At 43.7% G+C, this 13,475-nt stretch carries 13 protein-coding genes; 12 read left to right on the top strand and 1 reads right to left on the bottom strand.

Annotated elements, in window-relative coordinates; translation table 11 throughout:
- Positions 1-72 precede the first annotated feature (72 nt).
- The 5 genes from QPK24_RS14975 (at position 73) to QPK24_RS14955 (ending at position 4,728) form a co-directional block, all read left to right on the top strand.
- On the top strand, positions 73-1,140 hold the full coding sequence (locus QPK24_RS14975; protein ID WP_407083026.1) for a LacI family DNA-binding transcriptional regulator: 1,068 nt from the start codon (positions 73-75) through the stop codon (positions 1,138-1,140).
- A gap of 16 nt (positions 1,141-1,156) precedes the next feature.
- A complete protein-coding gene (locus tag QPK24_RS14970; protein ID WP_285742424.1) occupies positions 1,157-2,335 on the top strand; it encodes a Gfo/Idh/MocA family protein in 1,179 nt (392 codons plus the stop codon).
- On the top strand, positions 2,332-3,054 hold the full coding sequence (locus QPK24_RS14965; protein ID WP_285742422.1) for a ThuA domain-containing protein: 723 nt from the start codon (positions 2,332-2,334) through the stop codon (positions 3,052-3,054). The genes QPK24_RS14970 and QPK24_RS14965 overlap by 4 nt, the downstream gene beginning before the upstream one ends.
- A 32-nt stretch (positions 3,055-3,086) precedes the next feature.
- Positions 3,087-4,193 carry a Gfo/Idh/MocA family protein gene (locus tag QPK24_RS14960; RefSeq protein WP_160031837.1) on the top strand — a complete coding sequence of 369 codons (1,107 nt, stop codon included), beginning with the start codon at positions 3,087-3,089 and terminating at the stop codon, positions 4,191-4,193.
- 184 nt (positions 4,194-4,377) lie between these two features.
- A complete protein-coding gene (locus tag QPK24_RS14955) occupies positions 4,378-4,728 on the top strand; it encodes a hypothetical protein (protein WP_285742419.1) in 351 nt (116 codons plus the stop codon).
- A 118-nt stretch (positions 4,729-4,846) separates the two neighbouring features.
- On the opposite strand, the gene QPK24_RS14950 is transcribed toward QPK24_RS14955, so the two are convergent.
- The gene (locus tag QPK24_RS14950; RefSeq protein WP_285742417.1) at positions 4,847-6,196 is read right to left on the bottom strand and encodes a lytic polysaccharide monooxygenase; all 1,350 of its coding nucleotides are present in this window, start codon (positions 6,194-6,196) and stop codon (positions 4,847-4,849) included.
- Between the two features lie 379 nt (positions 6,197-6,575).
- Here QPK24_RS14950 and QPK24_RS14945 point away from each other — a divergent pair, with 379 nt between their 5' ends.
- The 7 genes from QPK24_RS14945 (at position 6,576) to QPK24_RS14915 (ending at position 13,315) form a co-directional block, all read left to right on the top strand.
- Positions 6,576-7,736, top strand: a complete 1,161-nt coding sequence (locus QPK24_RS14945) for a type III polyketide synthase (protein WP_285742414.1) — start codon at positions 6,576-6,578, stop codon at positions 7,734-7,736.
- Positions 7,723-8,436, top strand: coding sequence for a methyltransferase domain-containing protein (locus QPK24_RS14940; RefSeq protein ID WP_285742412.1), 714 nt, complete (start codon positions 7,723-7,725; stop codon positions 8,434-8,436). Before QPK24_RS14945 ends, QPK24_RS14940 begins: the two co-directional genes overlap by 14 nt.
- 30 nt (positions 8,437-8,466) lie before the next feature.
- Positions 8,467-9,642: an NAD(P)/FAD-dependent oxidoreductase gene (locus QPK24_RS14935; protein ID WP_285742410.1), complete on the top strand. Its 1,176-nt coding sequence runs from the start codon at positions 8,467-8,469 to the stop codon at positions 9,640-9,642.
- A gap of 387 nt (positions 9,643-10,029) precedes the next feature.
- Positions 10,030-11,571, top strand: coding sequence for a carboxylesterase/lipase family protein (locus QPK24_RS14930; protein ID WP_285742408.1), 1,542 nt, complete (start codon positions 10,030-10,032; stop codon positions 11,569-11,571).
- A 153-nt stretch (positions 11,572-11,724) separates the two neighbouring features.
- Positions 11,725-12,072, top strand: a complete 348-nt coding sequence (locus tag QPK24_RS14925) for a hypothetical protein (protein WP_285742406.1) — start codon at positions 11,725-11,727, stop codon at positions 12,070-12,072.
- 105 nt (positions 12,073-12,177) lie between these two features.
- The gene (locus tag QPK24_RS14920; RefSeq protein WP_285742404.1) at positions 12,178-12,591 is read left to right on the top strand and encodes an LURP-one-related/scramblase family protein; all 414 of its coding nucleotides are present in this window, start codon (positions 12,178-12,180) and stop codon (positions 12,589-12,591) included.
- Positions 12,592-12,814: 223 nt separating this feature from the next.
- Complete coding sequence (locus QPK24_RS14915) at positions 12,815-13,315, top strand: tetratricopeptide repeat protein (protein WP_285742401.1); 501 nt, start codon at positions 12,815-12,817, stop codon at positions 13,313-13,315.
- Positions 13,316-13,475 lie beyond the last annotated feature (160 nt).

Raw genomic sequence — 13,475 nt, 5'->3', positions numbered from 1 at the left:
ATCCCATATTTTCTTTTTTATTGACAGTAATGGAAAGACATGAGAAAATGTACGCGCGTACATTAAATGGAAATGAGTGGATATCTTATCGCTACACGAAAGGAAGTTGCCGAATTTGCCGGGGTGTCGGAAGCCACCGTTTCTAGAGTCATGAATGGGGTTGGCCCCATGAAAGAGGAAACGCGCTCCAAGGTACTTCGTGCAGCAGAAAAACTGGGATATGTGCCGAGTGCGCTTGCACGCAGTTTTGCGAGAAATCGAAGCGGTAATCTTGGTGTCGTTCTGCCGTATATCCCCAAAGCACGATTGTTCTCAAGCTATTATTTCTCAGAAATGCTAAGCGGTATCGGCAGTGCTGTTCGTGAGCAAGGATATGATCTGCTGTTGTTATTTCGAAGTGAGCAGGAACCGCAGGAATATGAATCTTTTTTTCTGGCTCAGAAGGTAGATGCTCTTATTATTCTGGGATCTAGGGATGAGCCGGGCGAGCGGGAAGCCATTCGTAAATTAAAAGAGGCAAGACATCCTTTTCTTGTGGTGAACCAGCATTTTAAGGGAGAGTCCTTTCCTGAAGTGGATGTGGATCATGTGGAAGGCAGCAGGCAGGCTGTCACACATTTGATTCAGCAAGGATGTAGTCATATTGGATTTTTAAATGGACCATTAACGTATTCCAACAGTGCAGATCGTCTTTCAGGTTATCAAAAGGCTTTGGCCGAAGGAGATCTTCATCTCGATTCAAGTTATTTGTTCGAAGGTAATTTTAGCCGCCGAAGCGGATATGAGGCAGCAGAGAAAATGAGGGAGCTACTTCCTGAGATGGATGGCTTGTTTGTCTCAAACGATCGTATGGCCATCGGTGTGCTGCAAAAGTTCAGAGAATGGCAAATTCCTGAAGAGAAGTACCCGAAAATAGTCGCATATGATGATTCGGATGCAGCTGAAATTACGGTACCTCCGCTTAGCAGTGTACGCGTTCCCTTTTATGAAATGGGAATGATCGCAGCTAATAAATTACTGCAAATAGGTAATGATGCTGAGCTTTTCCGTACATGGTTTGACGAACCGGTAAGAGAATTGCTGCAAGCTGAGCTTATTGTTCGGGCTTCTTCTAGAGGAAATACCCATGTAAATAACTAACGAGGAGGATGTAAGGATGAGTTCAATTCGTGTTGGAATGGTAGGATATAAATTTATGGGAAAGGCGCACAGTAATGCCTACCGAAGTGTTCCTATGTTTTTCCCAAAAGTAAAAAAGCCAGAAATGGCCGTCATCTGCGGACGCGATGAAGCAGCCGTAAAAGAAGCACAAGAACAGTTTGGCTGGCAGGAAAGTGTGACGGATTGGAAAGAACTCGTCCAGCGTGAAGATATTGATCTTATTGATATCAATGCACCAAGCAACGTACACAAAGAGATTGCACTTGCTGCAGCAAAAGCAGGCAAACATATTTTTTGTGAGAAACCGTTAGCGCTTTCACTCGCGGATTCTCGTGAGATGCAAACTGCGGCAGAAGCAGCAGGAATTAAGCATATGATCGGTTTTAATTATCGTTTTTCACCTGCGGTACAGCTTGCTAAGGATCTGATTGAAAGCGGAAGACTCGGTAAAATCTATCATTTCCGCGCGACCTTTTTACAGGACTGGATCTTGGACCCTGAGTTTCCGCTCGTATGGCGTTTGCAAAAGGAGATTGCTGGTTCCGGTTCGCATGGGGATCTTGGCGCTCATCTGATCGATATGGCACGTTTTCTGGTTGGAGAGTTCAAGGAAGTCGTCGGCATGAGCGAGACCTTTATTAAAGAGCGTCCTATTGCATCCGCAATGACTGGGCTTACAGCTACAAAAGGAAATGCAAACACGGAAAAAGGGCCTGTCACTGTTGATGATGCAACGCTGTTTTTAGCTAAATTTGAAAACGGTACCATTGGAAGCTTTGAGGCGACTAGATTCGCCGCTGGTCATCGCAGCACGAATTCGTTTGAGGTGAATGGCAGTAAAGGCAGTGTCAGATTTGATTTTGAACGGATGAATGAGCTGGATGTTTACTTTACAAGTGATGAGGAAGACGTACAAGGCTTCCGCCGTGTTCTCGCAACAGATGCAGCTCACAAATATGCAGAAGCATGGTGGCCTGCAGGACATCCGATTGGATTTGATCAGACGTTTACTCATGAGATGGTAGAGTTTATGAACGCAATCGAAGAAGATCGCCAGCCGGTTCCTAATTTTTCAGATGGAGTAGCTTGTCAGGCCGTATTAGAAGCAGTGGAGAAGTCAGTACAAGAACGTCGCTGGGTTGAACTTACCGAAATGGAGGATATAAACCAATGAAAAAAGCACTAATTGTATGGGGTGGATGGAACGGTCATGAACCTGAATTGGTATCAGCATTATTTGATGAGTGGCTTACCGAGGCTGGGTTTGAAGTAGAACTGGCAAATACACTGGATGCTTATGCGGATGCAGAAAAACTTCGTGAACTGGACCTAATTGTGCCGATGTGGACAATGGGTACGATTGAACAGAAGTATGTGGAGAATGTGTCAGCTGCAGTCATTAGCGGAGTAGGCCTTGCTGGGTGTCATGGAGGAATGTGTGACTCCTTCCGAACGAATGTGGATTGGCAGTTTATGACGGGCGGGCAATGGGTAGCTCATCCAGGCAATGACGGTGTCGAGTATACGGTGGAGATCAAATACAGTTCAAGTCCGCTGCTTGCAGGAATAGACAATTTTCAGGTGAAAAGTGAACAGTATTATCTTCATGTTGACCCAGCAGTAGAGGTTCTTGCTACAACGAGATTCCCGCAGGTAGAAGGTCCGCACAGTGCTAATGGGGCTGTCGATATGCCTGTCGTATGGACGAAAAAATGGGGGCAAGGCCGGGTGTTCTATAATTCGCTGGGCCATCATGCGGATATTATGGAGCAGCCTTCTGTCAGAGAGATCATGACTCGCGGTCTTTTATGGGCCGCTGAAGGTAAAACATTAGTCGATTCAAGAAATACTGCCGCGACTGCTTATACAGGCATGGCCGATAATCAGCTGTAAGAATAAGAACTGGGTGAAGGGAGATTTTACGCTTGGATAAAGTGAAGGTAGGTATTATTGGCTGCGGTAAAATAAGTGGAATTTATATGGAGAATTGCAGTAAGTTTGAAATCCTCGAACTTGTCGCTTGTGCCGATCTTGATTTGGAACGTGCTAAGGAACAAGCAGCAGCGTATCAGATTCCTAAAGCGCTCACGGTTCCTGAACTGTTAGCTGACCCTGAGATTGAGCTTGTTATTAACCTGACGATTCCTGCGGTCCATGCGAGTGTGTGTTTAGAGGCGCTTGAGGCGGGAAAACATGTCTACGTGGAAAAACCGCTCGCCGTGACTCGGGAAGAAGGGAAACAAGTACTTGACCGCGCGGCTGAGCTTGGTTTACTGGTAGGGTGTGCACCGGAAACTTTCTTTGGAACAGGAATTCAGACTGCTTTGAAAACGATTGAAGAGGGACGTATTGGGACTCCAGTTAGTGCCGCTGCTTTTATGATGAGCCGTGGACATGAACATTGGCATCCCGATCCCGAGTTCTATTATGCTGCAGGCGGAGGCCCGATGTTTGATATGGGACCTTATTATTTAACAGCGCTGATTCAGCTGCTTGGTCCGATTGCAAGCATTACTGGTATGACAAGTGCTGCACTTGAAGAACGGGAAATTACAAGTCACAAGAAACGCGGGAAAAAGGTTAAGGTCGATATTCCCACACATGTCACGGGTCTAATCCGATTTCAAGGTGGAGCAGTAGCAAGTATAATTACAAGTTTTGATATCTTTGGCGGAAGTACGCTTCCCAACATAGAGATACACGGTACGAAAGGAACACTTCTCGTTCCTGATCCGAACACCTTTGGCGGTCCCGTAAAATGGAGAGGGATGGGAGATGCAGAGTGGACCGAAGTTCCGCTTCTTCCTGGATATGACCGAAATACACGGGGAATTGGTCCTGCAGACATGGCTTACGCCATTCGGAGCGGGCGCAGTCATAGAGCAAGCGGTGCACTTGCGTACCATGTACTGGAAGCGATGTGGGCATTTCATGATGCATCAAGCGAAGGCAAACATTATACGATGCAAAGTACATGCGAAACTCCAAAACCGCTTCCTACCGATCTTCCTTTATATACACTTGACCAGTAATGATGCTTACACCAGCCCCTTGCGTTTGCAAGCGGGCTTTTTTTATCATCCGTTTATGATGGAGTCTGCTTATGATGTGTAGGGCAAGCGTAGAAAACATCAGAAAATAGAAAAAAGTGTTGTAAATCTTACAATACCTAGTATAATACTAGGTAAAAGAGAGCGAAGGAGATGCAGGTTGACTATGAACATACAAAATCAAACAAAGTCCTTACAAATGGATGATTATCTAGACCTCTTGAATTATGCAACCCAAATGAAGGACGAAGCATGGAGACAATCGATTTTGGAGCAAATGCGTAGTTGTGCAGCGAAGTCTGTTCAGCAAGAAGAGTTGCCTGCCCGGAGCGATCTATGGGTACGATTCGATGCACTTAATGATGAATTACTAGAACTTTTTAAACAATTAAAAGAAGAGACAGATTTGAAAGTGAAGAAGAAAGTGACGGAACAAATCTGGCAATTAAAATATGAACGTGTCACCATTTCGAGACAGCTTGAGTCGATTGTGAATGCTAAACCTAGTTCTGCCTAATTAATATATCTTTAAAATAAATCAACTAACTATAAAGTTTGTTGTTGCAGAAAAGTCGACGTCATCAAAAAGGAGACCCTTTATGGGTCTCCTTTTTGATGACGAAATAGTTTAATGATTAATTAACAGACCAAAGGGCTGGTGTTGTAACAGGTTCCCATCCGGTTAAAGCAGTATGAGGTTGAATGCATTTATAGACAACCCCGTTATAAGTAACAAGGTCATTCGCTTTGTAGGCGGTTCCAGAAGACCATTCCGGCGCTGACGTTGACGGAGCAGAAGTTGTGACGGTTAATGCATTGCTAGCAGCGGAAACATTCCCTGCAGCGTCCTTCGCTTTCACAGTAAAGGTATAATTCGTGCTGCCTGTAAGACCAGTGACTGTGTATTCAAGTGTTGATCCAGACACACTGCCTACCCGTGTATTGCCATTATAGATATCATAACCGGTTACAGCTACGTTATCAGTGGAAGCAGACCACATAAGAGAGACTGAATTGGCATTTACTGTCATGGAATGAAGTCCGCTCGGAGCTGTAGGAGCTGTAGTGTCAGGTGTAGAAACAGCAGCTGTTTGTACGGTAAGTACATTACTAGCAGCAGATACGTTTCCAGCAGCATCTTTTGCTTTTACTGTAAAAGTATAACTTGTGTTTGCTGTTAAACCAGTAGCTGTATAAGTCAGTGTTGATCCTGAAACGGTGCCAATGAGCGTAGTTCCACGGTAAATATCGTAGCCTGTTACACCTACATTATCCGTAGCTGCATTCCAAGCCAGGGATACCGCCGTAGCTGCTACGTTAGAAGAACGCAGGCTCGCTGGTGCTGTTGGTGCAGCTGTGTCCGCTGCTCCGCCGCCACTGCCTGCAATATTTGCATCAATTGTATTGTAGAAAGCGTTTCCAGTATCGGAGATTTCCCATACTGCGAGAATAATATGATACCCGCTGCGGTCCGAAGGAATGTCGCAAGTATGCGTTACAGTAAAGTCAGGTCTTTTTCCTCCGTCATCAATTTTACAAAAGAGTTCAATGTTGGAACGAGTAATCGGTTTACTTTGATCCCAGCCTGGTTTAGTAATGTAATATTTCCATTCTTTTGTTGCATGGGCTGCTGTTAACGTCCAGTTAAAGGTATTACTACCCGTATTCATATCAACTTTTTTCCATCTTGTTGGAGATTGTTCATTCATTTCTGGGAAGATGCCAGCTCCAGAAATTTGACCATCAGCAGGACCTGCTGCAGGAAAGTTACCTTTTGCTTCAAGCGATTGAGGTTCATATTGTACATTACCACAGCCTGTATTCTGTCCTTGTTTACAGAGGAAAGCACGGCTTTGCGGGGAGTTTAGGTACCCGTGTGCTGAAGCGATTCCTGCGGTTACTAAACCTAATACCAGAGCAAATGCTAAGCCAAGCAAAATACGAAAACGGAAACTTTTTCTTTCAAGCAAGCTTTGTTCTGCCAAAATTAATAGCCTCCTTCAAAATGGGATGACTGGTATTTACTTACCAGTTTCACTCTTATTTTTATTGATTTCAAATGATTTGTTAAGGGTAAATAATTATAAAAGTGGGATAAAAATTTCGTGTTATGTCACTATTGATACCATTTGTGTAGTAAAAACGCTTGATAATTTTCTTCTGTGAGTATTGTGTGACCTAATTTGAGAAGATTCGACCCGTTTTCTTTCTTGAATGAGACGTTTCATTACCTATTCAATTCAGAGAACATCATACTTATCGAAAGAGATGAATACAGATAGTTAATACAATAGGGTTAACGAAAGAACGGTTATTCCTGAACCCAATGAACGAAATTCGTTGAATACAATGAGGAGGTAAAAGATGACACAAAATTCACAATTTACTGGCATTTCTATATTAGGCATGGGTACCGCACTGCCTTCACATCCGATCCCGCAAGCAGATATATCGGAACTGATCACCTCTTCCCTCCAGGACCGGCCCGACCTGGCCCGGTTTGCACGAAGGATATTTAGATCATGCGGAGTAGAGATGCGTTATACAGTTGAGCCGGAATTCACCAAAAAATCTTCAACCGAGTGCAGATATTTGCCATCTAATGATTTATCCGGGGTACCTACTACGGAAGAACGAATGAATACATACAAAAGGGAATCTGTTCCCCTTGGGCTTACGGCTGCGAAAGCCGCATTACTTGACAGCGGTATAGATAAAAGTGAAATTACGCATCTGATTACGGTGAGCTGTACGGGACAGTTTCTTCCTGGGCTTGATGTGATGTTAATGAAAGAGCTTGGTTTATCACCACGCGTGAACCGGCTTCCGTTGATTTTCCAAGGATGCGCGGCGGGTCTCAAAGCGATCCAAATGGCAAGAGATGTAGTTCAAGGTTCTCCGGAATCAAAAGTTCTCGTTGTTTGTGTAGAACTGAGCAGTTTACATTTTCAACCTGCGATGGATCGAGAGGCATTATTTGCAGCTTCCTTCTTTGGAGACGGGGCAGCTGGGTGCGTGATTGGGGAAGCTGACAAGAATCATAGTTCCTATTTCGAACTTGGGAAAGGGTATTCCGTTCTGCTGCCTGATTCAACAGAAGATATGACGTGGGAAGTAGGCAATGCGGGATTTGATCTCTACCTTTCTCCGCGAATTCCCAAACTATTAGGTGAATATCTTGCTCCAGAGTTAGAACTATTGTTAGAAGGGGACAAGCTTCCTGAGTTATGGGCAATCCATCCAGGCGGAAAAGGAATTGTTGATTCGGTACAAAATGTGCTTGAGCTTCGTGATGATCAGACGAAATACAGCAGGGATATTCTTAAAAACGCAGGGAACCTGTCATCTGTCACGATTATGTTTGTACTTGCTGCTATGCGTCAAGATATGAGAGATAAGAATCAGGAAAAAACAAAGGGGATTGCTATGGCCTTTGGTCCTGGTCTTACCGCAGAACTGATGCAGTTTACATATGTCCCTGCCTATCAAGTAGCTGAAACGGAGCCTTCCCATGTCTATCTTTAGAAATCTTTCAACAAGAGCAAAAGAAGATGAACTTATGGATGATTTCTCCCTAGGCGGCGAAGAACTGAGCGAAGCACTCAAGCATTTACGAAGACTAAACAAGATTTTTGGTGCTCCTGGTCCCACTTGTTATGGTGTAGAGAAGCTATGGACGGAGATCGGTAGACCGAGTGAGCTGACACTGCTTGATGTCGGCGCCGGATCAGGAGACGTCAATCGCAAACTTCTTACATGGGCAGACAGCAAAGGAATTGAGATGAAGATTATCCTTGTCGATCTAACGGAAGAAGCCTGCGAAGAAGCGCGATCTTATTTTCGGGATGAAAAGCGAGTAAATGTGGTCAGGGCTGATGTAAAGTCTCTGCCGGAAGGATATGCAGATATCGTGACGGGTTCTCAGTTCGTACATCATTTCGAGGGACAGGAGCTCGTTGAAATCGTGAGTCACATGCTGAGGTCTTCCAAATATGGTGTGGTTATTAACGATATTCACCGGCATCCGGTACCTTACACGGCAGTATGGTTAACGACACGAATGATATCAAGAAACAGGTATATTCGGCACGATGGTCCGCTCTCTGTTGCCAAAGGATTTACACACGAGGACTGGAACGACCTAAAATCAAAACTGAATCATAAGACGATGACCTATTCATGGAAACCTCTATTCCGTTATGCGGTCGTCATACCTAGAGAGTGAAAATAGAAGAAGAAGGGAGGGGCGAAGAAGATGGACAACATGAACAATATGAACAACATGATCGATGTGGTTATTATGGGAGCCGGTATTGGGGGCAGCGCGGCTGCCATTCAGCTAGCTGAAAAAGGGCATCAGGTTCTGCTCATAGACCAGCAAGTATTCCCAAGACATAAAACATGCGGCGAATTTATGTCCCCCGAGACGAAGGAAATGCTGGCTTATCTTGGAGTGAATCCACTTGAGCATGGAGTTAATCCAACAATAATGAAACAAGCCAGAATTATTTTGCCGAGCGGTAAAGAGATGGAAGCCCGTCTACCGGGTGAGGCATGGGGCATCAGCAGGTATGAACTTGACCTTATGCTTCATAAAAAGGCGCTCGAACTCGGCGTCAAGATCAAGACAAAAGCGATGGTTACCCATGTTCAGCAACAAGAAGATCACACTTATCTCATAGAGACAAGGCAAGGGCAAATAAGGGAAACTTATCATGCCAAAGCAGTCATTGGAGCTTACGGAATTAGAAAGCCTCGAGGAGTACCAGCGGATCAGGAGGCAGAGCGAAAGGATCTCGAAGTATTTGTTGGTGTAAAATCACACTATTCCGGAATACAAGCAGCAGACGAGGTTGAACTATATTTTTGCGATGGAGGATATGTCGGGATTTCTCCTGTAAAAGAGGGTGTAGTTAACATAGCCGCATTATTGTCCTTTGATATGGTGCAGCGCAGTGGTAAATCGATTGAGGAGATTCTAAGCGAAGCAGCCTCTACCAATCCCCGGTTATCAGACCGGTTATCGAAGGGAATGCCGGTACAAGGTACCCAGGTATCTATATCCCCTGTAAGATTATCCGAAGAACCGGAACCCTGGTCTTTCTTTCCGCATATAGGCGATGCGATGCTCATGATTCCGCCGCTCTGCGGAGATGGAATGTCGATTGCGCTTCGTTCTTCGATGATCTGTTCGATTGCTACAGACCAGTATCTCAAAGGTAAGCTGACTTATTTGGAGTGGGAGAGCAATTACACATTGGAAGCGAATCGGGAGTTTTCCGATTTACTGCGCAGGGCCAGAAGGATTCAAAAGATGGCTTTTTCAAAAGCAAATCAAATTTTCCCCATCATCGGTCAATTGTTTCCGAGCCTTCCTTCCTATTTGGTGAAATCAACACGATTATCTGAACTTGGTGTGACGAAGTCATAACATATAGACTGTTCGGAGTTTATAAAGATGCAATCATTAAATAGTGAAAATCAAAATAGCCTCCACTTCTGTAATGATGATAGTGGGGGTTTTTGCATCGCTATTTTTTGACTTTGGAGTCGTATTTATCAATTAATAATATTACATATATCATTGTATTAATTAGGTTAATATTCTACAATTTTACTACATAACAAAAGTACCCGAAGTGGAAATTAGTAACTTATAGAGAGGTGGGAAGAAGCAGGAGTAAGCCGGATGAAAGGAAACAATTGCAACAAATGAAATGAATACTTTTGAAACCGCTTTCTATCATAGACCTTGGTTGTTCATTATTAATGAATTCATATTTTTAAAAAATCGGCTGCATAAAGGAGAACGATGGATATGCTTAGAAAAGTGAAGGTTGAGCAAGGATGGGTTCAAGGATTGCCGGCGGCCGATCCGCGGATTACTAGTTTCAAAGGAGTTCCCTTTGCAGCTCCGCCTGTGGGTGAAAATAGATGGCGTGCCCCTCAGCCCCTAAAAGACTGGGAAGGTGTTCTTAAAGCTTATGAATTTGCGCCAATTTCAATGCAGGTGAGACAAGAGATTGACGAGAACAATATTTACACGCGGGAGTGGGCTGTGGAACCCGACATTGCCATGAATGAAGACTGCCTCTATCTCAATGTATGGACGCCTGCCAATCAGACCGATGAAAAGCTTCCCGTATATGTTTGGTATTTTGGCGGCGGGCTGCAGGTAGGTCATACAGCGGAGATGGAATTTGACGGTGAACGGATCGCAAGACGCGGGATCGTGGTAGTCACCATTAACTATCGGCTAAATGTATTTGGTTTTCTAGCACATCCGGAAATCACTTTGGAAGCGCCAGAAGCCCCTGCTAATTTTGGAAATCTCGATCAGCAAGCAGCCACAAGATGGGTCAAACGCAATATAGCGGCTTTCGGCGGAGACCCTGACAACATCACGATAGGAGGACAATCTGCCGGCGGTGGAAGTGTGATGAGCCAACTTACCTCTCCGCAGAATGAAGGGCTTTTTCAGCGGGCAATTATTCAAAGCGGGATCTTTACTGAGCTTTACCCGGGGCCTAATAGTCCGAGATTTTTGAGAAACCTGCCGGAAGCGGAGCAGGAGGGCGTGAAATTTTTTGAATATATTGGTGTATCTTCGCTTGATGAAGCAAGGCAATTAGACTCTGTTTATCTCCGAGATAAGGCGGTGGAGTACGGTAAGTTCTGGGGAAGTGTCGTTGATCAGACGTTTTGTGTAGGCAACTCGCTTGAATTGTTTCTTGAAAACAAGCGTCTCATGGTTCCAACCATGTTTGGACACACGTCCTCTGAGTTTTTTAGTATTCCAAATGTCGATTCACTTGAAGACTTCAAGACAATGGCCGCCGATATGTTTGGGAATGATGCCGACACCTTTTTGAAGCTTTGTAATGCCGAGTCGTCCAATATAGAAGAAGTTAAAAAGATAGCAGCCGTAAGCAGTATTGAATATGCAATACGTATTGCGGCGCATGCTAATCAAAACACAGAGTCTAGTCCCCCAATATACTATTATAATTTTGATGCAGAAATTCCAGGTTGGGATAACCCAGGAACCTTCCACTCCGTGGATCTCTGGTTTTTCTTTGAGACACTTGCTAAATGTTGGAGACCCTTTGTAGGTAAACATTACGATCTGGCTCGCCAAATGTGTAATTATTGGGCCAACTTTATCCGAACCGGAGATCCGAATGGACTCGATTCTACAGGAGAGGAATTGCCGCAGTGGGAGCCATATACTTCTGAAGAGCCTTATGGAATGTTGTTTGCTGAGCAGTCCGAATTTGTAAAAGAACAACCAAGTGAAATCATGAGTTTTGTTGTTCAGCAATACTTCAAGAAGAAGGGATTAGCCCTGCAACCCAAGTGAAATTTATGGTTAGCGACCTGATTTTTTTAATCTGTGGAGCAGTTAGGATACGTTAAAGAGATGCCTTACAGACGGCGCAAATGTCTGTAAGGCATTTTTTTGTCATTTATATCCTGATACAATAGAGATATGAGAAATGAAATGAGGGATACCATGAATATTGAAATAAACAAAGATCTAATTGAGGATGAACGTGGTAATTTATACCGCGCCGTTCAGCTGGAAGGGGATACACTTACCGTAGTCAATGCGTTTGTAGAAGCCTCTTTCCGAGAAATACTGAGTTTTAACAAGAGTGAGAATGAACAGCTTGCGGCTTACGAAGGAGAGTATGCCGGAAAACAAGCAATGGATTTGGTAAGACATGATTATGTTTATGCCCTCAAAGAGATGGATGGCAGATTATATACATTGCAGGATGTAGAGCAGGTATATAACGTGAATTTTATTAAAATGATTGAATTTTTCAGACCCAAAGGGTTAAATACATCTAACGTTTGATTTTAGGGGGAAGCGTGTATGGAACTCTATTTCAAAGATCGTTTTTTTAGTTCAGGAATATCTGAAATTATGGATGCTTCAGGTAATTAACTTGGGTACATCGATTTGAAAAGTGCCTTTGGATCTTCGCTCGATATCTATGATTCTTCGAATCATTTGATCTATTCAGGTAAATTTAGAGTGTTCTCTAATAAATGGAATGTATTTGACCCGCATGGAGAGACTGTTGGAATCGTTCGACCGAGAATGAGTTTTCTTGAGAAGAAATTTGAGTACCAGGCAGGATCGAGAGGCGTATTTACGATTACCTCACCCGCATTCTCTAGAGATTTTGCGATCGTTGATGAGCAAGGAGACCCAGTCGCTGGCTTTGAGAAAATCTCTGGTTTTTTCAGTTCTGGAGCATACCGTCTGTATAATAACACCTCCGAAATAGACAGCTATGAACTGATTGCCGTGATTATGGGGGTTCATTCGATTCGTAAAAGGCAGAATCAAGCGGCTAATTCAGCGCCCTAATGAACGTAATAATAAAGAAAGGGACACAAGTACGTGTCTCTTTTTTTTTGTGAAGTTATTCAGCTGGGATTAAATGATTCTAAATTAAACATTACTTCAGAAGTAGAGGGTAAGCTGATAATATAATAGGAAAGCAATAAGGAAGTAATAAGGAAGCAATAGTAGAGCAAGGGTAGAGCAATTGATGAGCAATGGAAGAGAATCGAAGAGAGTAGGAGAACCTATGGATTGTTTAACGCAGGCAGTTCAGTTAAGAGAGAATGGACAAAGCGAGATGGCACTCAAGGAATTACTTACACTAGAAGAACTTTTACGTGATGGGAAACTTTTGATCGATTCTGCACAGTTACAGTATCAGCTTGCTTGGACGTACGATACGTTAGGACTTGAAAAAGAAGCAGTGCCTTACTATGAAGCTGCTCTTTCAGGCGAATTATCCAAGGAAGATAGAGCGGGAGCATTGCTTGGACTAGGCAGTACATATCGAACACTAGGGCAGTATGAGACAGCGGAGAGAATTTTTGAGACCGCCCTATCTGAGTTTCCAGAGAGACGGGAATTTCAAGTTTTTATGGCGATGGTTCAGTATAATCTCAAGGAACATAAGCGAGCGATGAGATTGCTTTTGCAGGAAATAGCCGAACATTCGGCTAATGCGGGTATACAGAAATACAAACGAGCGATTGCTTTTTATGCAGATAAATTGGATGAACGATGGGACTAATAAAATAAAGCGCAGGGTTGTCGAATAACATCCCTCTTAGGAAGATTCACTCTTAATAAAAAGGTCTGAACCCTGGTGTCAGTATACTGTGGTTCAGGCCTTTTTATCTAGAAGAACAGAAGATCTAGTTCTTGATACGGATCGTTTTCTCCGTTAGGAA

The sequence above is a fragment of the Paenibacillus polygoni genome, assembly GCF_030263935.1.
Lineage (GTDB): Bacteria > Bacillota > Bacilli > Paenibacillales > Paenibacillaceae > Paenibacillus > Paenibacillus polygoni.
This window is presented reverse-complemented; position numbering and strand designations above follow the sequence as displayed.